24 protein-coding genes and 1 rRNA gene (1 of these 25 running past the window's edge) are annotated in these 24,335 nt (G+C 58.0%); 10 read left to right on the top strand and 15 right to left on the bottom strand.

What is annotated here, in order from left to right:
* Positions 1-5 precede the first annotated feature (5 nt).
* The 3 genes from HM1_RS12735 to HM1_RS15855 form a co-directional block, all read right to left on the bottom strand.
* Positions 6-1,664 carry an NAD+ synthase gene (locus tag HM1_RS12735; RefSeq protein ID WP_012283813.1) on the bottom strand — a complete coding sequence of 553 codons (1,659 nt, stop codon included), beginning with the start codon at positions 1,662-1,664 and terminating at the stop codon, positions 6-8.
* A gap of 85 nt (positions 1,665-1,749) precedes the next feature.
* Positions 1,750-2,292 (bottom strand): TVP38/TMEM64 family protein, encoded by a 543-nt coding sequence (locus HM1_RS15850; protein ID WP_041313947.1) that lies wholly within the window; start codon positions 2,290-2,292, stop codon positions 1,750-1,752.
* A 37-nt stretch (positions 2,293-2,329) separates the two neighbouring features.
* Positions 2,330-3,367, bottom strand: a complete 1,038-nt coding sequence (locus tag HM1_RS15855; RefSeq protein WP_417999847.1) for a glycoside hydrolase family 113 — start codon at positions 3,365-3,367, stop codon at positions 2,330-2,332.
* Between the two features lie 179 nt (positions 3,368-3,546).
* On the opposite strand from HM1_RS15855, the gene HM1_RS12750 reads away from it, so the two are divergent.
* Positions 3,547-3,726, top strand: coding sequence for a hypothetical protein (locus HM1_RS12750; RefSeq protein WP_012283816.1), 180 nt, complete (start codon positions 3,547-3,549; stop codon positions 3,724-3,726).
* A gap of 9 nt (positions 3,727-3,735) precedes the next feature.
* Here the strand turns inward: HM1_RS12750 and HM1_RS12755 are convergent, their stop codons facing one another.
* The 5 genes from HM1_RS12755 to HM1_RS12775 form a co-directional block, all read right to left on the bottom strand.
* Positions 3,736-4,584: an N-acetylmuramoyl-L-alanine amidase gene (locus HM1_RS12755; protein ID WP_041315615.1), complete on the bottom strand. Its 849-nt coding sequence runs from the start codon at positions 4,582-4,584 to the stop codon at positions 3,736-3,738.
* 279 nt (positions 4,585-4,863) lie between these two features.
* The gene (rnhA, locus tag HM1_RS12760; protein WP_012283819.1) at positions 4,864-5,337 is read right to left on the bottom strand and encodes a ribonuclease HI; all 474 of its coding nucleotides are present in this window, start codon (positions 5,335-5,337) and stop codon (positions 4,864-4,866) included.
* Positions 5,334-6,086 (bottom strand): polyphosphate kinase 2 family protein, encoded by a 753-nt coding sequence (locus HM1_RS12765; protein WP_202943740.1) that lies wholly within the window; start codon positions 6,084-6,086, stop codon positions 5,334-5,336. The genes rnhA and HM1_RS12765 overlap by 4 nt, the downstream gene beginning before the upstream one ends.
* 206 nt (positions 6,087-6,292) lie before the next feature.
* Entirely contained in the window at positions 6,293-6,478 is a 186-nt protein-coding gene (locus HM1_RS12770; RefSeq protein WP_012283822.1) for a hypothetical protein, read from the bottom strand.
* A 228-nt stretch (positions 6,479-6,706) separates the two neighbouring features.
* Positions 6,707-7,753, bottom strand: a complete 1,047-nt coding sequence (locus HM1_RS12775; protein WP_012283823.1) for a S1C family serine protease — start codon at positions 7,751-7,753, stop codon at positions 6,707-6,709.
* Positions 7,754-7,886: 133 nt separating this feature from the next.
* Here HM1_RS12775 and HM1_RS12780 point away from each other — a divergent pair, with 133 nt between their 5' ends.
* Both HM1_RS12780 and HM1_RS14795 read left to right on the top strand, forming a co-directional pair.
* Entirely contained in the window at positions 7,887-8,609 is a 723-nt protein-coding gene (locus tag HM1_RS12780) for a response regulator transcription factor (protein ID WP_012283824.1), read from the top strand.
* Positions 8,606-10,282: a sensor histidine kinase gene (locus tag HM1_RS14795; protein ID WP_012283825.1), complete on the top strand. Its 1,677-nt coding sequence runs from the start codon at positions 8,606-8,608 to the stop codon at positions 10,280-10,282. The genes HM1_RS12780 and HM1_RS14795 overlap by 4 nt, the downstream gene beginning before the upstream one ends.
* A 13-nt stretch (positions 10,283-10,295) precedes the next feature.
* Here the strand turns inward: HM1_RS14795 and HM1_RS12790 are convergent, their stop codons facing one another.
* The 3 genes from HM1_RS12790 to HM1_RS12800 all read right to left on the bottom strand — a co-directional run bounded on the left by HM1_RS12790 (position 10,296) and on the right by HM1_RS12800 (position 14,722).
* Positions 10,296-11,576 carry an ArsB/NhaD family transporter gene (locus tag HM1_RS12790; RefSeq protein WP_041313950.1) on the bottom strand — a complete coding sequence of 427 codons (1,281 nt, stop codon included), beginning with the start codon at positions 11,574-11,576 and terminating at the stop codon, positions 10,296-10,298.
* Between the two features lie 86 nt (positions 11,577-11,662).
* Positions 11,663-14,176, bottom strand: a complete 2,514-nt coding sequence (locus tag HM1_RS12795; protein ID WP_012283827.1) for a protein kinase domain-containing protein — start codon at positions 14,174-14,176, stop codon at positions 11,663-11,665.
* A 123-nt stretch (positions 14,177-14,299) separates the two neighbouring features.
* Entirely contained in the window at positions 14,300-14,722 is a 423-nt protein-coding gene (locus HM1_RS12800) for a hypothetical protein (protein ID WP_041313952.1), read from the bottom strand.
* A 225-nt stretch (positions 14,723-14,947) separates the two neighbouring features.
* Here HM1_RS12800 and HM1_RS12805 point away from each other — a divergent pair, with 225 nt between their 5' ends.
* Positions 14,948-15,322 (top strand): CC/Se motif family (seleno)protein, encoded by a 375-nt coding sequence (locus tag HM1_RS12805; RefSeq protein WP_012283829.1) that lies wholly within the window; start codon positions 14,948-14,950, stop codon positions 15,320-15,322.
* A gap of 36 nt (positions 15,323-15,358) precedes the next feature.
* On the opposite strand, the gene HM1_RS12810 is transcribed toward HM1_RS12805, so the two are convergent.
* Both HM1_RS12810 and feoB read right to left on the bottom strand, forming a co-directional pair.
* Entirely contained in the window at positions 15,359-15,580 is a 222-nt protein-coding gene (locus HM1_RS12810; RefSeq protein ID WP_012283830.1) for a FeoA family protein, read from the bottom strand.
* 320 nt (positions 15,581-15,900) lie between these two features.
* Complete coding sequence (gene feoB / locus HM1_RS12820) at positions 15,901-17,889, bottom strand: ferrous iron transport protein B (RefSeq protein WP_012283832.1); 1,989 nt, start codon at positions 17,887-17,889, stop codon at positions 15,901-15,903.
* Between the two features lie 365 nt (positions 17,890-18,254).
* Here feoB and HM1_RS12825 point away from each other — a divergent pair, with 365 nt between their 5' ends.
* The 6 genes from HM1_RS12825 (at position 18,255) to HM1_RS16035 (ending at position 22,234) form a co-directional block, all read left to right on the top strand.
* The gene (locus tag HM1_RS12825; protein WP_012283834.1) at positions 18,255-19,109 is read left to right on the top strand and encodes an ABC transporter ATP-binding protein; all 855 of its coding nucleotides are present in this window, start codon (positions 18,255-18,257) and stop codon (positions 19,107-19,109) included.
* A gap of 328 nt (positions 19,110-19,437) precedes the next feature.
* Entirely contained in the window at positions 19,438-20,178 is a 741-nt protein-coding gene (locus HM1_RS12830; RefSeq protein ID WP_041313959.1) for an ABC transporter permease, read from the top strand.
* A gap of 504 nt (positions 20,179-20,682) precedes the next feature.
* On the top strand, positions 20,683-20,985 hold the full coding sequence (locus HM1_RS12835; RefSeq protein WP_012283836.1) for a zinc-ribbon domain containing protein: 303 nt from the start codon (positions 20,683-20,685) through the stop codon (positions 20,983-20,985).
* 53 nt (positions 20,986-21,038) lie between these two features.
* Positions 21,039-21,182, top strand: a complete 144-nt coding sequence (locus HM1_RS15860; protein WP_012283837.1) for a hypothetical protein — start codon at positions 21,039-21,041, stop codon at positions 21,180-21,182.
* A 339-nt stretch (positions 21,183-21,521) separates the two neighbouring features.
* On the top strand, positions 21,522-21,929 hold the full coding sequence (locus HM1_RS16030) for a hypothetical protein (protein ID WP_219729295.1): 408 nt from the start codon (positions 21,522-21,524) through the stop codon (positions 21,927-21,929).
* Positions 21,920-22,234, top strand: coding sequence for a hypothetical protein (locus HM1_RS16035; protein WP_041313965.1), 315 nt, complete (start codon positions 21,920-21,922; stop codon positions 22,232-22,234). Before HM1_RS16030 ends, HM1_RS16035 begins: the two co-directional genes overlap by 10 nt.
* Positions 22,235-22,324: 90 nt before the next feature.
* Here the strand turns inward: HM1_RS16035 and HM1_RS14805 are convergent, their stop codons facing one another.
* Together HM1_RS14805 and HM1_RS12855 are read right to left on the bottom strand one after the other, a co-directional pair.
* Positions 22,325-22,777 (bottom strand): universal stress protein, encoded by a 453-nt coding sequence (locus HM1_RS14805; RefSeq protein WP_049754185.1) that lies wholly within the window; start codon positions 22,775-22,777, stop codon positions 22,325-22,327.
* Between the two features lie 223 nt (positions 22,778-23,000).
* Positions 23,001-24,335: ribosomal RNA gene (locus HM1_RS12855) — 23S ribosomal RNA — on the bottom strand; it runs 1,579 nt beyond the window's last position.

Here is a 24,335-nt window from a genome sequence, read left to right on the forward strand (position 1 = left end):
TGCATTTAATATTTCGCCGCTACGGGCATCCGGCGGCCCACACCGAAAGCCTTGGACGTCACCTTCAGCCCCGGCGCCGCCTGGCGGCGCTTATACTCGCTGCGGTTCACCGTCTTGATCACCCAACGTACCATTTCAGCTTCAAAGCCGCGCTCAATGATCGCTTCCGCCGACTGCCCTTCCTCGATGTACAACTGCAAGATGGCATCGAGCACCGGATAGGGCGGCAGGGTATCCTGGTCTTTCTGGCCAGGTCGCAATTCCGCCGAGGGGGCTTTTTCTATGATGATCCGAGGGATGATCTCCCGCTCGCGGTTGATGTGCTCGGCCAATTCGTAGACGAGCGTCTTGGGCACATCGGAGAGAACGCTCAAGCCGCCGCTCATGTCGCCATAGAGGGTGCAGTAGCCGGTGGCCAGTTCGCTCTTGTTGCCTGTCGACAGGAGCAGATGTCCAAACTTGTTGGAAAAAGCCATGAGCATGTTGCCGCGGATGCGGGCCTGAAGATTTTCTTCGGTTACATCAGCTTTGCGGCCTTCGAAATGCTCCTCCAAGGTGAAGAGATAGGCGTGGTAGATGTCGGCGATGGGGATCACCTTAAAGGGAACACCCAGGTTCGCTGCCAAAAGACGGGAATCTTCGACGCTGCCCATAGAGGAATAGGGCGATGGCATGGAGATGCCGAGCACGTTTTCCGCCCCGAGCGCCTCAGCGGCGAGGCAGCAGGTGACGGCCGAATCGATACCGCCGGAAAGGCCGACGACAGCCTTGGTGAAACCGCTTTTGCGCAGGTAATCGGCGATGCCGAGGACGAGGGCGTCATGGACCGATGCTACCCGGTCCTGGGCGACGAAGGACGCCGGCGCCCCTGGTTGATCTTGGGTCGCCTGTTTCAGATCGACAACAGTAAGATCTTCCCGAAAGGCGGGGCTGAGCGCCAGCAATGTCCCCTGCCGATCGAAGACCATGCTGCCGCCGTCGAAGATCAGCTCGTCATTGGCGCCCACCTGGTTGACATAGACGAAGGGGATGCCGTAGCGGACGGCATGGCTGCGGATCAACCGGTAACGGGTCTCCTCCTTGCTCATCTCAAAGGGAGAGGCCGAGATGTTGATCAGCACCGTGGCGCCTTGCCGCGCCAACTCCTCGATGGGATCGCGGTCATAGCGGCGGCGCTGGGGCCAGAAGGCGGGGTCGTTCCAGGCGTCTTCACAGACAGAGATGCCAAGCTGTTCACCGCCAAAGGGAACAGGCACTACAGAGGGGGCGGGATCGAAGTAGCGGGCCTCGTCAAAGACATCGTAGGTCGGTAGGAGCGATTTGGCCTGATGATGCAGCACCTTCCCCCCGCCGATGAGCCATGCGGCGTTGGCCAGCCCTTTACCGGCAGGGTTGTCCCACCGCAGGGGCGCGCCGATGAGGATAGCCGTATCCGGGTAATCAACGGAACGGCGGACCAGTTCATTCAGGGCCGCCTCAGTCCGGTCGATGAACCAGGGCTTTTCCAGCAGATCTTTCGGCGGGTACCCTGTCAAGTAGAGTTCGGAAAAGACGATCAGAGAGGCCCCAGCCTGGGCGGCGCGGGACCATGCGTCGACAGCCTTAGTCAGATTGTTTGCAATGTCTCCCACGACGGGGTTGTACTGAGCGATGGCGATTTTCACGGTTCCCACTCCCGGATGATGGTAGAAACAAGGTAGTCTTTATTATGGTATCATTCCTCCAGGGCGCGGCGCAAACCTTTATCGCTTATTGGCCGATGAAAAGGGACACGCCAGCGCCGACGGCAGCGAGGAAGACCGCCCAAGGGGCGATGGCTACGGCCTGGGTCCAGAGATAGCGGGCAAAGGGCACCCGGTACAACGGCGCCATGAACTTCACAATATCGCCGCCGATGAAGGGGATCATCCGGACGCCAATGAGAAACAGGGGCGACGCGACCGGTAAGTCGCGCAGCCAACGGGGGAGCTTGGTAAAGTGCTTCGGCAGGGAGACCTCCTCGGCGCTGCGGCGGATCAGCCAGTATCCGGCGACAGCGCCGCCCATGGAGCCGAGCCAGTTGGCTGCCGCGCCGAGGGCAGTCCCATAGATAAAGCCGTTGGTGAGGGCCACCGGATCAGAGCTCATCGGCGAAATGCTGAGGAGGATATGGGCAGGGACGGTGAAAAAAAAGGCCCAGGGACCCTGGGCGCGCATCCACTCGACAGCGCCTTTCAAGTCAAAGCCGAAAGCCGTCGCTGCCAAGGGGAGCGCCATCAACGCAACGAACAGAAACAGCGTTTTATATCGCATCTTCATATCCCCTCTTTGGTTTATCCCTGTGCTCCCCTCATTTTCCTTTTTGGCGAAAGTCACCTTTTTCGAACCGGTTGAGCAGATCCCGTAGCCCAGCTGTCCAGGCGTTGCCGAAAACCTCTGTCGGCGCGGCGGCGATGACGGCTTCTGCCGGCCTGCCCATCGGGTAATAGGGCGATTCGGGCATGTGGATCTGAAAAATTGACGCGCCCAGGAACCAGGGTTGATGCCAGAATACCCGAAAAAAGGCGGCAAAACAATCCCGCTGCTCTTGCAGGTTTTCTTTTTCTGACGGAATAGCGCTCCAGGGCATACGGTTCGTGCCGGCGCGGTCCACATAGCCCACTTCCCCAAAAAAGATCGGTTTTCGCCATTGTTGATGCAGTTCTTTCACCTGTTCAACGATAGGTTGCCGGCGCATATAGCGGGTTGAGCGGCGCCAGGCGTCGATCAGTTCCTTCTCGGACGGCCCCTCCCGGTTCGTCAGTTCAAAGTAGGCGGAGATAGAGATAAAGTCCAGCTTGCCGAAGAGCGGGTTTTGCAGCTTTCTCCGATAGTCCAAGAAGGAGACGGGATTGGCCCAGGAGGTGTACCACCACTGGGTGCGGTAGGTGATGCGTCCCCGGTAGAGCTTGCGGATATCTTCAATCAGCGCAATCCATTGCTCGGGATAAGGCTCCAGGCGGATGATACCGTCAGAGATGACGAGCGTGTCGATCCCTTCCTGGTGGGCAAAGTAGGCCGCCTGGAGGCAGATCTTGCCCCATTGCTCAAACCAGGCGTTCACATCGCCGGGATCCCAAGCGGTCTCAGCCAGGCCGCCAGCCCGGACCCAGGGAAAAGGCTCCAGAAAGGCGGCCAGCCCGGCCTGGCGGATCTCTTCCATGGCCTTTGCGGCTTGGTGAAAGGCCTGCGGGTGCAGGGACATCTCCGCCGACCGGGGATCGGGCACATCGACCCGGAGGGGCACGTTAAGCCTGTTGAGCTTCAATCGGCGGGCATTTTCCAGCGGAAGACTGATATCGTCCATCCGGTCAGGCAGCAGGTTCCCCGATTTAATTTTTTTTGTCACACCCAACGGCCCCACTCCCCCGCCGCCGCAGCGGCTGTTTTTCTTTCGATATCTCTCTTTCCATTTCTATTCAAGCGAAACAAGGTCCACCCTATCCTGAGTGGGCGCAGTATGATATTCTCTTGGTAAATACCGTTTCGGACAGCCTGATCCGCTGTCCCGCAGAAAGGAGAGCAGCCATGGCAAATCAAAAAAAAGCCCGGCCGCAAAATGAGCCGGAAAAAGGCAGCTTTTTGACAATGATTCCAGGCTTTCGTTCTCAAACCCCCTGGAAGATGGGCGCGGCAGGCGCCTTTTATCTGACGATAGTCCTCTACATCCTTCTTTTGACGGGAATCATCCCCAACCCGCCGCGGTAACGGAAGAGGCTATCCGTCTATGGTGATCCCCGCTGCCTTGACCTTGGCCAGGAGATAGTTGATGGCGCGATCGATCAGCAAGACCGCCTCTTCTCTCGTCAGCGGGTCAGCGGGGCGGAAAGAGCCTTCGCCGTCGCCCTGGATGAGGCCGCGCTCAAGGGCTCTGGTGATGGCTGCCGCCGTCGGACGATCTGCGGCCACATCCGTAAAAGGTCCTGGAGCCGACATCAACGTCCCCCCTCCGGAACCGGGTGCTTCACTCGGCAGTTCTTCCCCAAGCGGCGCTTCGTTCCCCCCATCGACAGGATCGCCGATCCCGAGAAAGGCGCCGATCCCCCGGGCGATGGCTTCAGCCGCCTTGGCTTGAAAAAGCGGCGAACGGAGCAACGATTCTTCGACCCTGTTGGTGATAAAGGCCAGTTCGATCAAGACAGCCGGCATGACGGTTTGGCGCAGGACATAGAAGTTGGCTTCCTTCACACCGCGATCGCGCAATCCCAAGGCGGGGACCAAAAAACGAGCGATCGTCCTCGCCAGTTGCTCCCCTTTGCCGCCAAACTTGTAACAGTAGACCTCTGTACCATTGGCCGCCGCGTTGTCAGCGGCGTTGCAGTGGATGCTGACAAAATAATCGGCTCTGGCGCCGTTGGCGACGGTCGCCCGATTCTGCAGATCGGTGTTCACATCTGTGCCTGGCGATGTATCGCCATCCCTCGTCAACACCGCCTGAACCGACGGCGACAGCAGATTAGCCACCCTTTTCGCCACCGCCAGATTGACATCAGCCTCCCGCAAGCCTGTCGGTCCCAGCGCGCCTGGATCGAACCCGCCATGGCCGGGGTCGATGATCACCTTCACCAAGGACGACTCCCCCTTTCTCCGTCCCTGGTCTTCATCTTATGCAGCTTTTGTTCACAGGGGACTCTCAGCGATCGCTCTCCGAAGAAATCACCGTAACAGGTGATTTTTTTAGTGTCTATATGCCGGAGAGCATCCACCCCATGATCAGATTCACGGCGCCGTAGAGAAGGATCAGGTATCCGAGGCCCCCGGCGATCCACAGCCACTTCACAGGCATCTGACTCACGCTCCTGGGCTCCCTTTGCCGCCAGTTTACCCAGAAAGGGATAAGCTTTATCAGCAGCGCCCATCTAAGGGCAAATCCGGCCGGGCAGCGGCGGCGGTGGCCAACTTGTCGCAGCGCTCGTTCTCCGGGTTTCCGGCATGTCCTTTCACCCAGCGGAACTCGACTTGATGGCGTTCCAACAGCTGGAGCAGCCGCTCCCAGAGGTCAACGTTCAAGGCCGGGTCCTTTTTGTTGCGCATCCACCCATTGGCCTTCCAACGCCTAGCCCAGCCCTGGGTGACGGCGTCGACGAGATAACGCGAATCACTGTACAAGACGACCTGGCAGGGTTCCTTCAATGCTTCCAAGGCCTTGATGGCCGCCAGCATCTCCATGCGGTTGTTGGTGGTGTCCCGAAAGCCTTCGGACAGCTCTTTGCGATGCTCGCCATAGATCAGCACGGCACCGTAGCCGCCCGGTCCCGGATTGCCGAGACAAGCGCCGTCGGTGTAGATGGTCACTTCTTTTCGCTTCGCTTGTGTCATGGCTGTCGATGACATCCTGTGGCGATACACTCCTTGCCCTGGCGGAAGACCCGCTTGTAATGATCGAGGATGATCTCCATGGTCCGAATGCGGGCCCACTTCTTCTGCTCCCCTGAGATGAGGTGCCAGGGGGCTAAGGCCGTATGGGTCTTTTCCAGCATCTCTTCTATGGCTTCCTCATATTCCTCCCACTTGTCCCGGTTGCGCCAGTCCTCCTTGGTGATCTTCCAGCGCTTGTAGGGGTTGGTCTCGCGGTCGCGGAAACGGCGAAGTTGCTCCTCCGGGGAAATGTGCAGGAAAAACTTGATCAACAGCGTCCCGTCGCTGACAAGCATCTTTTCAAACTCGTTGATCTCGCCGTAGGCGCGCTTCCAAGCCTCTTTCGAGCAGAGCTTCTCCACCCGTTCCACCATCACCCTGCCATACCAACTGCGATCAAAGATCCCCATCTCGCCGGTTTTGGGCAGGCGAAGCCAGAAGCGGCGCAGGTAGTGATGGCGCATCTCCTCCGGGCTCGGGGCGCCGATAGGATGAACATGGTAGGTCCGGGGATCCATCTGTTCGGTAATGCGCCGGATGACGCCGCCCTTGCCCGCGGCGTCCCATCCCTCGAAGACGAGGAGAACGGGCACCTTTTCCTCGATCATGCGAAACTGGTATTTTAGCAAGTCCAACTGCAGTTTGCGCAGCCGTTCCTCATACTCCCGCTCAGGGATGCGGGCTTTCAAGTCCACATCAGCAAGGCGCACAGACGCCCCCTCCTCCAAAACTTTCCTCTTTCATTCAGTATACCATGAACTGGCCTGACTGCGAACTGCCCCGTAAAAAGGGTGAAGGAAGGTCGCGCGCAAAAAACAGTTATGACCTGTCAAGTCGCAGGCGATGCACTTTTTCAGTAAAAAGAAAAAGCCGGCTCTCCGAAGACGCCGGTCCGTTGGTTCTGTCTCTATGCTATTCAGCGGGTCGATGAACATTCGATGCCGACGCGTTTGCGCTCGTTGTCGCAGAGGGCCGTCACGACAGGCCGGAGCAACTGCAATCCTTCGACGATCTTGCGTTCTGTCAGTTGGTTGTATTTTTTCTCCGCATAGGAGTAAGCCGCCGCCCCGGAAAGCAATGTCACAACAAGCTTGCCTATCATCTATCTCCACCTCGATTCAACAGGGGCTTACCTTTATTTTATGTGTTTGTGAAAGCAATTTCAATTTAGACAGACCATGAACATTTCTTCTACAAAACGCCTCCCTTGCCTGTTGCGGCGCACTGAACTAACTCGAACAGGGCACCGTGAACAGAAAAGCGGAAGGTCGCCCCTTCCGCTTTTTCGCTATCTCTTTTTATTCCATTTAAGGACGCCGATCCTGTCGGGCTATCTCGGCAGTTGCGTCAGCACTGCCTCAAGGGTGATCTGCTGCCCCATGCGGAACACGGTCAGGCTGATCTTATCGCCTACGGCATGAGCGGCGATCAGGTTGGAGAACTCGCGGGCGCTGCTGAAGCTGTTGCCGTCAAGGGCCTGGATGATGTCGCCCCGCCGGAGTCCCGCCGCCGCCGCCGGACTGCCGAAAGTCACCTTCCGTATGTAGAAGCCCTGCGGCAATTCGTAATACAGAGAGGCGACCTTGGTGATGAAGACGCCCTCCACGCCGAGCCAGGGTCGGGCCACATAGCCCTGGGCGATCAACTGTTGCACGATCGGTTTGGCCACATTCACAGGGATGGCAAAACCCATTCCCTCGACCCCCATCAAACCGATCTTGGCGCTGTTGATGCCGATCAGTTCTCCCCGCCTGTTGAAGAGGCCGCCGCCAGAGTTGCCGGGATTGATGGCCGCGTCCGTCTGGATCACCTTCAAGCGGACGTCATCCACTTCCAGGGTTCGATCCAGGGCGCTCACGATCCCATGGGTGACGGTGCGGACGAACTCTTTACCCAACGGGTTGCCGATGGCCACCACCAGTTCCCCCACCTCCAGGGAATCGGAGTTCCCCATGGGAACGGCGGTCAGGTTGTCCGCGTCGATTTTGATGACAGCCAAGTCGGAACGAGCATCTCTCCCGACGATGCGGCCTTGGAGTGCCCGCCCGTCGGCCAGTCCCACCTGAAGGGCCTGCGCCCCTTCCACCACATGGTTGTTGGTGACGATATAGCCTTTTTCCGCGTCGATGATCACGCCTGATCCGGATGATTGTTCCATCATTTTTTCACTGAAGCTTTCGCCTAGGTTGGTGATGGACACAATGGCCGGACCGGCTGATTTGGCGATCCGGGGCACGGGCCAGTCGAAGATGCCCGGGTAGGGCGATTCAAAGGCCCAGGCGCTCGTGAGGCCGGTTCCGCCTGCCGGCAAAAAACCGCCCAAGAGCGCTATGAAAAGGAAAGAAAGAACAATGGTGCAGATCTGTCGTCTTCTCACGTCTAACTCCTCTCCTTCTTTCTTTTTTCGTCAAAATTATAATACTGATGGGAGATTGCTTCAAGAACATGGCCTTGCTGTAGAATCATTTGTAAAATAAAAGTAAAATAAAAGACAGAGGAGGTGTAACCTGGTGAACAAGGCTGCTACCGTGTTGTTAGTGGAAGATGAAGAAAAAATCCGGCGCATGTTGCGCCTGTTTCTTGAACAGGAGGCCTTTGGCGTCGTCGAGGCGGAAGAATGCCGACCGGCCTTGGAGATCCTGCGACAAGGGCAGGTCGACCTGGTCATCCTCGATGTGATGATGCCGGGCCTCGACGGGTGGACTACCTGCCGCAAGATCCGCGAGTTTTCGGAGGTGCCCATCCTGTTCCTGACAGCCCGGGGAGAGGAATCGGACCGTGTCCTGGGCTTTGAATTGGGCGCCGATGACTATGTGATCAAGCCCTTCAGCCCCCGAGAACTCGTCCTGCGCGTCAAAGCCCTGCTTCGCCGGCGTTCATCGACGCCGCCACAGAGGGACAAGGCCCAGGAGATGACGCCGGAGAAGGGTCTTCATTTTCCCGAACTCAGCCTCTATCCGGAGGGCCGCAAAGCGGTGGTCAAGGGCGAAACGCTCTCCCTCTCGCCGTTGGAGTATGACCTGTTGCTGTACCTGGCCCAGAACGCTGGCAGGGTTTTAAGCCGGGATTTGCTCCTCGACCGGGTCTGGGGCTATGAATTTGCCGGCGACAGTCGGACAGTGGATACCCATGTTCGCCGGCTGCGGGAAAAGCTCTCCCGTATCTCTCCCGCTGTAGCGAGCTATGTGGGCACCGTTCGCGGCAGCGGCTATAAATTCGAGGTGAATCCATGAAGATCACCCGCAGCATCGTCGGTAAGTTCTGGCTCACGCTGGTCGGCTTTTCGCTTGTCCTTCTGCTGGTCGTGGCGTGGCTCTTTTCCGCTTTTTTCGCCGATTACTATATCCACAGGGAAACGGACGAACTGGTCGCCCAGGCCAGTCTTATCGCTATGGAGGAAGATCCGGCGACAGCGAAACGGCTGGCCGTCGCCATCGCCACTGATTCAGACGCTTTGATCCTGCTCTGTGATCGCGAAGGGAATGTGACCAACATGCTGAGCCCCTATGGAGGACCGCCATGGCTGTCGGCCTCCCCGCCGGGCGCTGCGACCCAACCGTCTCCGCGAGGAGGCCCCCGTTTTCGCTGGGGCGCTTGGCGGACGGGCAGCGGTTACGGTTCCGGCGAGGAGGCTTGTCCCCCTTTCGCAGAAGGAGACGAAAGCGCCTCAAAGGTCACAGATTCAGGAAAGGCCGGCACTCCCACCTTGACCCGGATAGAACTGACACCGCAAGAAAAGGAGCGTTTGCTGGGCGGAGAAATCATCACCCGCCAGGCCCCTCTTTTTGCTTCCGGCGCCGCCAACGGGATCTCTGCCAGAGGCACCGCCAGCATCCCCGCCCTTTTCGTCGCTGTTCCGCACCGGGCGGGAGACAAGGTGGACAAGGTCGTCTTTGCCGTCCGGGCATTGCAGCCCATCCGCGATGCCATCGCGACCGCCCGCACCTGGGTCTTCGGCGCCGGCGCCTTGACCCTGCTGCTCTCAGCGCTCGTCGCCTATTTGCTCTCAAAGAAAGTCGCCCGCCCGCTGACAGCGCTACATGCGGCAGCGGAGCAGATGCGACGCCGCGAATTTAACCACCGAGCGCCGGTGGAGGGCGATGACGAGATCGGTCGTTTGGGCGAGACGCTGAACTCTCTGTCGAGCGAGCTCTCGATCAGCCTGCGCCAGTTGGAAGACAAGAACGACCAGTTGGCCCGGGGGATGCAGAGCATGCGCGATCTGGCAGCCAACGTCTCCCATGACCTGCGCACCCCCCTGTTTCTGATCCAAGGCTACGCCGAGGCGTTACGAGACGACATGGCGAAAACACCGGATGATCGCCGCCAAATGGCCGAGATCATCCTCGAAGAAACAGACCGGATGCAGCGGCTCGTCCAGGATATGCTGCAACTGGCCCAACTGGAATCAGGCTACTTCGAGTTGAAGCGAGAAGCCGTGGACCCGGAGGCGTTGATCTATGGCGTGGCCCGTAAGCTTTCTGGCGCAGCCGATGAGCGGCAGATCCGCCTGATCTGCCTCGCCTATCCGGGCGATGCTGCTCTCCCCGCGATCCACGCCGATCCGGACCGGTTGACCCAGGCCTTGATCAACCTTGTCGATAACGCCCTGCGCCACACGCCAGCCGGCGGCGAAGTCGTTTTGGGGTTAACCGCGCAGGCGCAGTCAGTGCGCTTCTCCGTCGATGACAGCGGTCCTGGTCTGGCTGAAGCGGATCTGGACCGCATCTGGGAGCGTTTTTACCGAGGAGAAAAGTCGCGCAGCCGCAAGACACCCGGCACCGGTCTCGGACTGTCCATCGTCAAAGCGATCGTGGAAAGCCACGGCGGCAGCGTTGGCGCCGAAAACCGAACAGGCGGCGGGGCCTCTTTCTTTTTCACGATTCCCATAAAGCCCGCCCCGTGAGAAAAGACAAGGCTCATGAGAGATACCTCCACCACAGGTAGATATGAGCAAGGACGATGCTGATCAGCATCAGCGGGAAAGCCACCTTCATGAAGCGGATGAAGGAAATGGCGATCCCGTTTTTTTCGGCCATCCCGGCGACGATGACGTTGGCCGAGGCGCCGATGATCGTGCCGTTGCCGCCGATACAGGCCCCCAGGGCGAGGCTCCACCAGAGGGGCATCGTGTCCATGCCGCCCATCTCGCCCATAGCCTTGATCAGAGGGATCATGGTGGCCACAAAAGGGATGTTGTCGACAAAAGCCGATGCAACGGCTGAGAGCCAGAGGATCAGGACCGCCGTCGGGCCCACAGCGCCGCCGGTCAGGCGCAAAGCGGTCTCAGCGACCCAGCGGATGACGCCGACGTGTTCCAAGGCACCGACGATAATGAACAGTCCAATGAAGAAAAAGAGAGTCGGCCACTCGACGGACAGCAGGATATCCTCCGGCTCTTCCCGCGTGATCAGGAGCAAGAAGGCGGCGCCAGCCAGAGCGATGGTGGCCGATTCGAGGCGGAGCAGGCCATGCAACATGAAACCCAGGATGGTCAGCGCCAACACCAGCGCTGCCTTGCGCAGCAGGGCATGATCTTTGATCGTTTCCGTCTCGTCAAGGGCCATGATCCGGGCCTTGCTCGCATCGTCAGCCTGCAGTTCTCGCCGGTATATCCACTTGAGGAGCAGCAGGGTGACCCCCATGATGAGAAGGACAATAGGGGCCAGATTAAAAACAAAATCATTGAAGCTAAGACCCACAGCGCCACCGATCATGATGTTCGGCGGATCGCCGATCAAGGTGGCCGTCCCGCCGATGTTGGCCGCTAAGACCTCGGCGATGAGAAAGGGGACGGGATCCACCTCCAAGGTGTCGGTGATAGAGAGGGTGACGGGAACGATCAGCAGCACTGTCGTCACATTGTCCAAGAAAGCCGAGGCAACCGCCGTGACCAGGCAAAGCAGAATCAGGATGCCGGCGGGGCTCCCTTTGGCCCCTTTGGCGGCTTTGACGGCAAAATACTCGAATACGCCCGTGCGCCGCAGGATGCCGACGATGATCATCATGCCGATCAAGAGGCCCAAGGTGTTGAAATCGACAGCATGGACGGCCTCCTCCTGAGAGAGGATGCCCAGAAGGAGCATGACGACGGCGCCCAACAGGGCCACCGTCATGCGGTGGATCTTTTCGGAGATGATCAGGCCGTAAGAAAGCAGGAATATCCCGATGGCCGTCATCACCTGCCATTCATGAGGCATGGAAAAGTCCCTCCTACCGGATTGATTTATTCATGTCTGCTCCCCCATAGGCAGGATCTGCCCGATTGAGGAGAATCGATTCCGGTTCATCGCCGAGCAATACCCATATCTTCGAGTAAAAACCGGACTGCCGGGTACCTGCGTTCAGGATCCTTTTCCAGGCAGCGAAGGATGACTGTCTCCCATTTCTCCGGGAGCGACGGATTCAGCCCCCGAGGCGTGACGGCCACCTGTCCGCTCCGGTGCAACTCTCGCAGCCGCGACAGATCGCCTGCCGCTTCCAGGGATAAACCGAGTTCCTCAGGTCGCTGAAAGGCGGTGTTGATCACCCTGTCCATCAGCGCATGGATGTTCTCCTCGCTGTCATCTCCGGTCGTAAAGGGCGGGTAGCCCGTAGCGGCCTCAAACAGGGTGGCGCCGAAGGAGAACAGGTCGGCCCGTTGGTCGTGACGACTGTCGCCCCAGCCGTTTTGGCAGCGGATCACCTCCGGCGCCGTGTAAGGCGGTGTTCCTAGGTTGCCCAAGGTCTCGATGGGTGTAAAGCCGGGGTTGCGGGGGAGTTTGTCCGCAAAAACAGTGTTTTCTCGGACAGGCGCTTTGAAGGAGAACTTCTTCGGTTTCGATGCGGCGGGTTCCCCGGCGCTGCCTGCCGGAAAATTTGTTTTCTGGAAGCATTCCGCTTCATTATACAACTCACGGGAGATGCGCAGCGTGCCCAGATCTGCCAGTCGGATTTTTCCAAAGTCTTCGGTGATCAAGATATTGTCCGGCTTGATGTCGCGGTGGATGTATTCCGGTCCGAGACTGTGGATATAGACGAGGGCGTCGCCGACCGCCTGGATCAGCCGGAGCAACTCGGACTCGGCGAGCGGGCGGCGTTCTGCAATCCTCCCGTCGTCGTCATAGCGGTAGATGCGCTTTTTGAGGGAACTGTCGAGCAGTTCGACAACGAAGCTAAAACGGGTGAAGTCGACGCTGTCGGGGAACCCCTGAATCAGGTTATGGACGCCGCCCAGGTTCATCGTTAAGATGGCCTCGTTCTTGAAACGCTTGCGGGCCTTTTCCCTGCCCAGCAGGTTGGCTTTCAGCATCTTCATGGCGCCCAGTTGGCCTGTTCTCCGGTGGCGGACCTTCCAGACCTCGGCAAAGCCACCTTCCCCCAGTTTGAGCAGCCGTTCCCAGTCGCCGCGAAAGTGATCGCCGGCCATAGGATCCCAGATCAGCGCCTGCCGCTGAAAAGATTCGGCCCGGAAGAGCTCTTCCTGTCGCCGGTACACCTCGCCGAGGTAATAGAGGGCGCGCGCCAGGTGGGTGCGGTTCTCGTCCCTGTCAGGCACGATCCGGGAAGCGGCTCTGGTCAGCAGTTGCTCCGCTTCGTCCAGTTGGCCGCCCCGAAAGCAGAGCACACCCAGTTTGGCTAAGGCGAGTCCGGCGACGCCGTCGTCAGAGACGTTTTCACCAGCGGCGAGGGCTCTGGCATAATCGTCTCTCGCTTCAGCAAAGGCGCCCTCTTCCTCGTCCATCTCCCCGAGAGCCAAAAAGGCCTTCCCATTCAGCGGATCCACTTCGAGCACCCTCCGCCAAGCCTTTCTCGCCTCGAAACGCACCTTGCGGTATCCTGAAGATGTCGGTTGCTCATGCTGCCAAGCTGTTAAGGCTTGCGCCAACTGCATCTGAAGGCGCAAATCTGTTTTCTGCCGCAGCGTCGATCGCTGGAGCCAAAAGACTGCCTTGCCCCAGGATCGTCGCGCAAAATAGGTCTGTCCGAGGGTTCGTTCCGCCTCCAGTTTCTCGCGCAGACTGAGGTAACGGACAGACTCTTCCAGCAGGGCCAGCTGGGATTCGTCAGGATCCCTTTTGCGCAACACCCACCGCCCCAGAAAGCGCTGGATACGGGCTTTCACCTCTGCATTATAGTCGCCGCTGCGGTGTAGATAACGCCGCAACCAGGCCACGTCTTCCTCCTCGGGGTCATCCTTGCGCAGCCGCGCATTGACCAGCCGGTCTTCCCAAAGCTGCTGCAGCTCCCATTCCGGAGGGAACCGGCCGGCCGCCCACAGATCGGCGCCTAGCACCCGGCGAAGATCGGTCAGCAAACGGGGATAGGCGTTGAAAAGGGGGTCTTGGCTCAACAGGTCACCGGGATCATACTCAGCCAGCAGTTCGCCGGAGATAGACAGCGCCCGCTCATAGAGGCTGATGGCCTCGGCGTCGAACTGGTTGCGATCAGCGCAGCCGACTGCTGCCGCCCAGATGGCAAAAGGGTCCTGGGGGAGATGACGGGCCGCCGTTAGAAAGATGGGCAAAGACCGGGGATGCAAACCGCGGTATCCCAGTTCGCCGTGACAGCGCAGGAGCAGCCATGACGCATCGAATCTTCCGCCTCTTCCCAAGTCCGCTCCCGCAGGCAGTCCAAAGGTTTCATCCCACCGGTCGGCCGCTTTGTAGTAAGCAATATAATCGCCGGCAAGGACAGCGAGGGCCAAGGCGAGCTTCCCCTCCTCCGGTCCCTCTCCCGGCGTGAGGGTCTTAGCCGCCGCGCCATAGCGACCTGTAGAGAGTAGCAACTTGAGGTAAACCTTTTGGCCTTCCGTCAACATCCTGTTCACGGACTCCCATCGCGGCTGAATGAAAAAACCGGGTCTCCCCGGTTTTTTGCGCCTCCCTCGTAGATGCCGACCGCGCGCATGGAAACAAAAAGGAGCACCAACTGCCTGACTACATTACTGTCTTTCGGCAGGATTAAGTGTGCTGTTGCGCAACAGCTCCTGCTGCCGGTTGGTAAACTGCAACACCTGATCACGATTCATCACGTTGTTGCCTACCAGTTCTTCCTGCAGGTCGCCGACAGGCAGCTCCCGCCATTGTTCGAACTGGGATTGATTGATCAGGCCATTATGGAGCAGGTTCTTCAACATGACGCCGGCCAGAGGATCGCCAGTCGGTGCAGCGGTGTTGCCGTAATGACCGGCAAGCTCACAAGATGTCCCCTGCCCTGCCATGATATGACCCGGCGGGACCGAAGGGGGGATATAGGTTCCTCCCGGTCCGGGAGAGTTGAGAAGGCGTTCCGAGAGCTTAGCCTTATAGATATAATAACCAATGACTGCGCTGATGACCAGAAGAATCAACCATGTCGAAAGCATTCCATCCACTTCAATCGTCCCCTTTCGCGAAGTCTGCAAAAAGCTTTGGCTTTTTCTGCAACAATCTTATTATACAAACCGGGAAGTGGCTTGTCGATGCGATTTACAACAATTGAAGGTGATACCATTCTCAGTCGAATAGATTCATCATTTTGTCTTGAAGACAATTTCTCACCCTGGTACAATCTTTATGTACTTACTCCTATTGCCAGGAGGTCTTTTGCGATGCGCACCGAGGAAGAAAAGGGCGAACGTTTCCGCATTGAACCAGCGGCACGACAGTTTATCCTTGAACGCGGCGGCGTCATCCATATCACCATGGCGAGCGCCAACCTCAACCCCGCCCAAGGCCCGACGCCCCTGATCGATATCGGCGTCCCGCGGGGCGCCAGAACGAAATACCTCCGCTTTGACAGGGACGATATCGCTATTTACCTTACCAAGGCCTTGTCCGGCGTGAGCGGACCCTTCCGGATCACCCTCGACACCTTATGGCGCTTGAAAAAACTCGCCGTCCAGTTGACCGACCATCCGGAGCAGCAACGTGAACCATACCGAATGAGAATCGAAAAAACAACAAAGGGCTCGACCCGGAGTTGACCGGGCAAGCCCTTTTCTCATGTTTTGTTGATTGCTTCAAGCCATCACGCGGATACCGATATCTGCTGCCATCCTACGGCCGATGGCCAGTTCCTGATGGCGCTTGCGCACGATCACCGGACCGGCAGGGATGACCTCCTGAACGGTGACTGTCTCGCCTTCGGAGATGCCGAAGCGGATCGCCTGCGCCCGCACCAGGGGGTGGCGGATGGCGGTAATATAGACCCTTTGCCCTTTCAAACTGCGATCCAAGGTCATGTCGTCTCCTCCCTCATTTGGCGTCTTTTCTTACGCCTTTTCCTTTTGGCTCCGCTCTTGTATGGATTCTTATTCCGAACAGCTTCCACAACCGCCGCAACCGCCACAGCCCATGGCAGGTCGAAGCAGGGTGTTGCAGCGCGGGCAACGGTCACTTTGCAAAAGCTTTCTGTCTCCTTGACCCTGCTGCCATGCCCGCACATCAAGGCCACAACCGGGGCAGGCATCAATATAGGGGACGGAAGCGCATGCGCCGACAGTCTTTTTTTTTGAGGAAAACCATCCCATGACAAGCGTCCTCCCTTGCGCGGCCATATTTTCTAGGCCTGCTCAGCCTGACAACAAGTCTCGTCGCCGACGCAGCCTCCCCGCTTCTTCGGCGCCAAGAGGAGCACCGCGCCTACGATCATCCCCATCAGGCCGGCGAAGACGGCGACGGTGAGGTAGACTTCTTCCAACCAAGCGTAGAGTTGCGCCACGATCCCGCCGACCAAAAAGGCGATGATCCAGGTGGAAAGCCACATGATCAGTGCTTCCTTTTTGGAGCGTTCCTTAAAGAGGATCAGTACCGTGGCGATGCAAGGGACGAAGAGGGTGATGACGGCCAGCGCAACAACAGCCTGGTGAGGTTCGAGTGTCATGTCAGCCAGGCCGGCGGCGCCGAAGTCGCGGCGGACAAGGCCCATGATGAAGACGGTGGCCGTCTCTTTCGGCAGGCCCAGCCAGCCGACGGTGAGCGGCGCCAACGCGTCCTGAAGCGATTCCAGGGCGCCGGTCACCGACAGGACGCTGATGATCAGCGAGCCCAGGGCGAAGAGCGGGAGCGCCTCTTTGACGAAGGCGAAGGACTTGATGCCCGTCTTTTTCAGCACATTGACCAGGCGGGGCAAGCGGATGGGCGGCAGTTCAATCAACAGATCCGACGATCGGCCGGGGATGACCCGGTCCATGATCATCCCCACACCGATGAGGATGGAGAGGATGATCAGCACATACATGAAGACGAAGGCCGGTTCGATGGCGGCCAGGATGCCGGTGATGACGCCCAACTGGGCTGAGCAGGGGATAGCCAGGCCGAGCAGGAAGATGGCAATGCGCTTTTCCCGCTCCGAGGCGAGCAACCGGGTGGTGATGGTGGCCAGGGTGACACAGCCGAAGCCGAGGATCAGAGGGATGACAGCCCGGCCGTTCAGGCCGAGGTAGTTGAGCACGCGGTCGGTCAGTGCGGCCACCCGGGGCAGGTAGCCTGAATCTTCGAGGGTGGACAGGGAGAGGTAGAAGGCGACGACCAGCGGCAGCAATAAGCCGAAGACATAGGTGATGGTCATCGTCAGGAGGCCGAACTCGCCAAAGAGGATCGTGCCGATGGCCGATTCGGGATCGATGACCGGTGTCAGCAGATTGCGCACAAAGGGTTCATAGTAGGTGAGGAAGATCCCTTCCTCGGTGAGTCCGACGATATCGCCGGCGACCCAGACACCGATCAGCTGGTACATGAAGTAGAGGACCGCTGCGAGGATGGGGATCCCGGTGATGGGACGGACCATCCAATAACCCAGTTTGACAGAGAGGTTTGCTCCCTGGGTCGTCTCCGTGACGACAGCTTGGCAGATCTCATTGACGCGCTGGCGACGCTCCAGGTAGATCTCCTCCCGGCGGGAGGGCGCCGTGATTCGGTAAGCCTGCCGGATGCCTTCGTCGCCTTCCAGAGCCAGCAACGCCTCACCTCGGTTGGCCGTAACAGCGGCCACAGCATCTATCTCCCTGGCGAGAGCCGCGCTGGTGCGGCCCGGGCGGGCATCGGCGAGGGCCTTCTCCACTTCCTTGAGCCCCTGGCCTTTGACAGCCACCGACGGCACGACAGGAACACCCAGTTCCCGTGAAAGACCGTCAAAATCGATATGAATCCCCCGCCGCTTCGCCTCGTCAACCATGTTGACGGCGATGACGACAGGAACGCCGGTATCGATGATTTGCAAGGAGAGGAAGAGGTCCCGCTCCAGGTGCAAGGCGTTGACGATGTTCAAGACCAAGTCGGCTTGGAGGATAACGTCGCGGGCGATGCGCTCTTCATCGTTAAAGGAAGAGAGCCCGTAGATCCCGGGGGTGTCCATGACCACCCAGTCTTTGTAGCGGCCGTGGGAGATGTCAAGGGTGGTGCCGGGGTAATTGGAAACGTCCACATACATCCCGGTCAAGTGATTAAAAAAGACAGACTTACCCACATTGGGGTTGCCGGCCAGAACCAGCTTCTTCTCCCCTTTGCCGATATTGAGCTTGATCGGTGCGCCGTGACAGGTCGCTGCCATGGTGTCTCCCTCCTCGTGGGTCTGATCGAATAGGTTCGGTTAGAAAGCTATGTTCCTACAAACTTCAAATGAGAATGAATCTCTTTATTATCCGCAATCCTATGTTAATTGAATCTCATTCTCAATGCAATACCCCTTTTGCCTTTTTCGCCAAAAAAAATCCGCTCAAGAAAAGAGCGGCAAAAGCGCGCTGAAAGGACCTGTGGGAGGCAGGAATTTTTAACGATATAGATAATTATTACGAATAAGCTTGGCCACACAATCCATATATCCGTTCGAATCCAGTCATTCCTTTGACGGCGGTTACGTCCCCTTTTTCCCCTAAACGCTCTGAGCACAATTTTTCGAGCAAGGGAGCTTCACTTATGATTGTTCTCGAATCGCTGACAAAAACTTTTGGAAACCGCACCGTTGTGGACAACCTCTCAATGACCATTGAGACAGGCGAGTTTTTCGGCCTCCTGGGACCCAACGGAGCCGGAAAGACGACGACGATCCGCATGCTGATGACCCTCGCGAAACCAACATCTGGCCGGATCATCATCGACGGCCGAGATATGACCCGCGACTCGATGGCCATGAAGTCCATGATCGGCCTCGTGCCCCAGCACATCAACCTGGACGGCGAGTTGACGGCCAGGGAGAACCTGGAGATGCACGGCCGCCTTTTCGGAATGTCGGCGGAAGCGCGCAAGAAGCGTATGAGGGAATTGCTGGCCTTTGTCGAGATGGCTGATCGGGCTGATGAGCCGGTGCGTCGCCTCTCCGGCGGCATGAAGCGGCGCATCCTCATCGCCCGCGCCTTGATGCACCGCCCGTCAATCTTGCTGCTTGACGAGCCGACCATCGGCCTCGACCCGATCAGCCGCCGCCGCATGTGGGATCTGGTCCGCAAGCTGAACACAGGCGGCCAGACGATCGTCCTGACCACCCACTATTTAGAGGAGGCCGACGCCCTCTGCAACCGCGTAGGCCTCTTAAACCGCGGCAAACTGGTCGAGTTGGGCACGCCGGCGGAACTGAAGGCGCGCATCGGCCCATTTGTCGTCGAGGTCGATGACAGCAGCAAGCGGCACAGCCATTTTTTCCCGACCCGCGAGGCAGCCACGGGCTATATCGGGGAGATCCAAGATAAGGTCGATTCGGTGTCGCTGCGCCAGACGAATCTGGAAGATGTGTTCATCCAGTTGACAGCCGGGGAACGGCTGGGAAACGATTAAACCTTTTTCGTGTCACCGCTTCAGGGCGATGGCGCCGGTGTCGATGCCCTGGACGTCGTTCAGGAAAGGATTACACCTTTTTCGCATCGCCGCTTCAGGGGACTCGATTATATCGAACGCAATGATACGAACTCGAAAGTAAGCCTTACAGAGGTTTGACCTGCTGAAAAAAACAGATGCGAAAAGGAAGGTGAACCCTTTGGAGATGCATTCGCAACCATCGCCGCAACAATCAACACAGCAGCATCTTGCCCGACAATATACGCCGGGGCATTCAACACAACAAGAGTATTTTGTGCACCATCATGCACCGGAACAGCATTCGCCGTTGTTCGCGGGAATCGCCACCATCCTCTGGCAGGAATACCGCGTCTTCACCCGGCGCTTCTGGCGCAACACAGCTTCGACGATGGTGACGCCGCTGCTCTACCTCTTCGCCTTCGGCTTCGGCCTGGGAAGGGGGCTGCGATTTGAAGGCGCTTCCTATCTGGAGTTCGTCATTCCGGGGATCGTGGCTTTGACGACGATGACCGCCTCCTTCAATGCCGTCGCTACGCCGCTCAATATCTCCCGCCTCTATGACAAGACATTCGAAGAATACCTGACTGCTCCCATCCCCATGACGGCCATCACCATCGGACGCATCCTGGCCGGGGCGCTGCGGGGGCTTTTTTCGGGCTTTGTCATGCTCGCCCTCTCCCTCGCCTTCGGCGTCGGCCTGCATCTTGATGGCCGCTTCCTGCTCCTGCTCTTCTTAAACTGTTTTGTCTTCGCCGGCTTTGGCTTCTGGGCGGCCTTGACGATTCAGTCCCATTCGGACATCAACAAGTTCAACGCCTTTGTGATCAGCCCCATGTCTTTCCTCTGCGGGACATTCTTTTCGCTACAGAACATCCCGCCGCTGTTGTCGGGCTTTTTGCATCTGCTTCCGCTCACCCACACAACCCAGGGTCTGCGGTCAATCGCGTTGACAGGACAGATGCCCGGCGAGAGCTTGGCGGCGCTTCTCGTATACGGAATGGTCTTTTTCTTCCTGGGACTGCGCGCTTGTTATCAGGTGGAAGAGTAACGCCGAAGCGGAGACCAGCCCAGCCGATTTCAACAGAAGTAACACTAGGCTCCAACGCCTTTAAGTAGTAGGCCAGCTTGCCGATGTTGTGCTTAAGCGGTTGGGCTACCCTGTGGAAGACATCGGTCATCAACCCGCCGCTGGCGCACGCATTCAGCCGCAAGAGGACAGTCTTCGCAACGTGCAGATCAGGGCGCCCAGTTCCATCAACGCCTGGGTCCAGTCGGCGACACGCTCACGGGGCTATAGTAGTTCTGCTTCGATTATAGGGCCAATTCGCGTCCCTGTCCAAAGGATTGGAAATCTAAACAAAAAAATTGCCTTTTTTTTCTGGCTTGCGTATAATATAACCAACCAAAGGTTCGATGTGTCCGCCTGCCACAAAACGCAACCCGTTCTTTTTTCGGCGCTGCCCGGGGAATGGTTGGTATCAGTTTTTGGGGTTCTAGGCCACGACCCGGACCAGGGAATATCATTTGTCCGAAAGAAAGGACGGGATTTCTTGTGTTTGAAGATCGTACGCTGACCTGCAAGGAATGTGGCGTGGAATTCCTGTTCTCTGCGCGGGAGCAAGAGTTTTACGCGGAAAAAGGCTTTCAAAACGATCCCAGCCGCTGCCCCGACTGCCGCGCCGCCCGCAAGCGCCGCCTGGCCGAATCCGGTCAAGCCCCGATGCAGCAACAGCGGGAAATGCACGAAGTGATTTGCTCTTCTTGCGGCGTCACCACCACCGTTCCCTTCCGTCCCTCCGGTTCGCGCCCCGTTTACTGCCGCGAATGCTTCCAAAGCCAACGCCGCTCTTATTAATTTTTAACTGAATGATGATATGTTTTAGGCGCCGGTTCACCGGCGCCTTCGTTATGGGCATCTTACAATTCATCATCGAGCGACGGGAGTGGTTATCACCAGTGAGAGGGGAAGGCTGGCTTCTCGACGGCTTGTCCGTGAAAGAATACCGGCTGCCTGATGAGCAGCCGCAGGAGCGCAAATACTACATGACATGACGGAACAATCGAAGCAACAGCATAAGGAAGATCTAGAGCGCTGGGTCATCGAATTTCATCACCTGCTACACCGACCGGTTCAGGAAAGAGAGTCCCTCGCGCCTAAAAGGTCAGCCAAGGACTATATCGATCTATCCTGTGGCGCAGTCAGCATAACCGCCCTGGCGCAGGACTGGCAACCGCCGGCCCCTGATTGCCTGGAACCTGCTTTGGATCGGCTCCTTGACGCCATGGCTGACCACCGCTGGTTCCGGGTCCGTTACGGGATCAATGAACTGTTTAAAAAGTACTTATGCGATTTGACCGCTTACTCCGCATCAGCCTCTCCGAGCCTTCCAGATGCCGCGGGCGTTCCGGGTGCTGCGGGCGTTCCAGGTGCCGCGGGCGTTTCAGGTGTTGCAGGCGTTCTGGGGGCCGCGGGCGTTTCAGGTGCCGCGGGCGTTCCGGGTGCCGCAGGCGTTTCAGGTGTTGCAGGCGTTCTGGGGGCCGCGGGCGTTCCAGGTGCCGCGGGCGTTCCGGGTGCCGCAGACGTTTCAGGTGTTGCAGGCGTTCTGGGGGCCGCGGGCGTTCCGGCTGCTGCAGATGTTCCATCTGCCAGGATCGCGCCTAATGCTCCAAGCACTTCTGCAACAGCAAGTGTTCCAGCCGATGCAGACGCTCCATCCGCTGGTGGCGCTACCGGTGATCCTGGCAGTCAAAGGGCTGCCCTCGACCTGGAAAAACACACCCGGCGGTATATGGATTTAATCGGTCTCATCTTCGAATACGGCCACTCGTCTGCCTTCCCTTTTTCGGAAAGCCTCTGGACCTACCTGAGCGCCTGCCTGGAATCGGTCGGTCTGGCCCTGGCGGAGCAGGAACTCTGGCAGGCTTTGAAGGTGGTTATCGAAGAAACGGCTGCCATGGGTCGGCAGGCCGCCCGCAGCGGCTTGCAAACGGCGCCATTGCAGCATTTCCTGCGACGCCTTGAAGACAGCTGCCATAACAAAGGAGAAGACGGACGTGAAATCGCCCGCCTCGCCCGCAACCTCCGCTTTAACCTGGAGGTATAGCTTTTCTCGCTTATGATGCCCGATCTGCTTCGAGCCCTGTTCGGACACGAATTAGAAGCGACGAGTCGATATGTGCCATCTATGGTATCATCAGGCTTTATCTTCCTTGATGACCATCACGGGACACTTGGCCAGATGGAAGACGCGGTCACTGACGCTGCCGGCCAGGAAGCTGCGGAACTCACCCATGCCGCGCGATCCCATGATGATCAAATCCGTGCCCTTTTGCTCAGCCATGTCGACGATGACAAAGGCAGGATGACCCATAGACGCCTCGGTCTTGCAGGTGAGCCCCTCGGCTTCAAAGACCGCCTTCGTATTGGCGAGGACCTGCTCAGCAACCTCGTTCATCTTGTCTCGCAATATGTCAGGATCAAAGAAGACGGCGCCATCAGATCCGAGAGAGAACTGGTGAGACAGATCAAAGACATAAAGGACAGTCGTTTCGATCTGCGGGTCAAGCTTCATCAGGTGACAGGTGTAACGGGCCGCTTTCAGGGCATGTTCTGAACCGTCAGTAGCCAAAAGAATTTTTTTAAACATTGGCAAAACCTCCCGTTCTTTTACCGCATTTTCCTGCCCTTGCCTGTAGCATTCCACACAGAGGGGAAAGATTCCTGCTTCTATGGATTTCAATCACGAGTGGATTCAAAATATTCTCTCCCTTTGCGGTTCGCCTACGTAGAAAAAGCCCACCGCTTCGCCATAAAGCAGTGGGCTTCTCCCTCAAAACTACACAGAGGGTATCTGTCGTAAAGCAGCAAGGAAGGTCAAGTCCTCGACCGATTCGTACCCGTCGACTGAACGCCTCGCGGCGCGTACATCTCGGGCCGATCTACCAGGTCATCCTCCTGGGGTCTTACCTCTTTCGAGTGGGAAGTCTCATCTTTGGGTCGGTTTCGCGCTTAGATGCTTTCAGCGCTTATCCGCTCCCGACATAGCTACCCAGCGCTGCCGTTGGCACGACAACTGGGACACCAGCGGTCGGTCCACCCCGGTCCTCTCGTACTAGGGGCAGCTCCCGTCAAACTTCCTCCGCCTGCGATGGATAGGGACCGAACTGTCTCACGACGTTCTGAACCCAGCTCACGTACCGCTTTAATGGGCGAACAGCCCAACCCTTGGGACCTACTTCAGCCCCAGGATGCGATGAGCCGACATCGAGGTGCCAAACCTCCCCGTCGATGTGGACTCTTGGGGGAGATAAGCCTGTTATCCCCGAGGTAGCTTTTATCCGTTGAGCGACGGCATTTCCACTCACATACCGCCGGATCACTAAGCCCGACTTTCGTCCCTGCTCGACTTGTCTGTCTCGCAGTCAAGCTCCCTTATGCCTTTGCACTCTTTAGACTGATTTCCAACCAGTCTGAGGGAACCTTTGGGCGCCTCCGTTACCTTTTAGGAGGCGACCGCCCCAGTCAAACTGCCCACCTGACACGGTCCCTGCGCCCGCTTCAGGGCGCCAGGTTAGAACTTCAGTGCATTCAGAGTGGTATCCCACCGTCGACTCCACCAAACCTGGCGGCCTGGCTTCCACGTCTCCCACCTATCCTGTACAAAACACACCAAAATCCAATGTCAGGCTACAGTAAAGCTCTACGGGGTCTTTCTGTCCTATCGCAGGTAACCCGCTTCTTCACGGGTAGATCAATTTCGCCGAGTCCCTCGTTGAGACAGTGCCCAGATCGTTACGCCTTTCGTGCGGGTCGGAACTTACCCGACAAGGAATTTCGCTACTTAGGACCGTTATAGTTACGGCCGCCGTTTACTGGGGCTTCGGTTCAAAGCGTTAACCTCTCTCCTTAACCTTCCAGCACCGGGCAGGCGTCAGCCCCTATACGTCACCTTGCGGTTTGGCAGGGACCTGTGTTTTTGCTAAACAGTCGCCTGGGCCTCTTCACTGCGACTCCCTCGATGCTATGATGTCATAGCTCGCCGGAGTACCCCTTCTCCCGAAGTTACGGGGTCATTTTGCCGAGTTCCTTAACGAGGGTTTGCTCGCGCGCCTGAGGATTCTCTCCTCGCCTACCTGTGTCGGTTTGCGGTACGGGCACGTTACATCTCCCTAGAGGCTTTTCTTGGCAGTCTGGAATCAGTGACT

Origin of the sequence: Heliomicrobium modesticaldum Ice1, assembly GCF_000019165.1 — a bacterium.
Taxonomy (GTDB): domain Bacteria; phylum Bacillota; class Desulfitobacteriia; order Heliobacteriales; family Heliobacteriaceae; genus Heliomicrobium; species Heliomicrobium modesticaldum.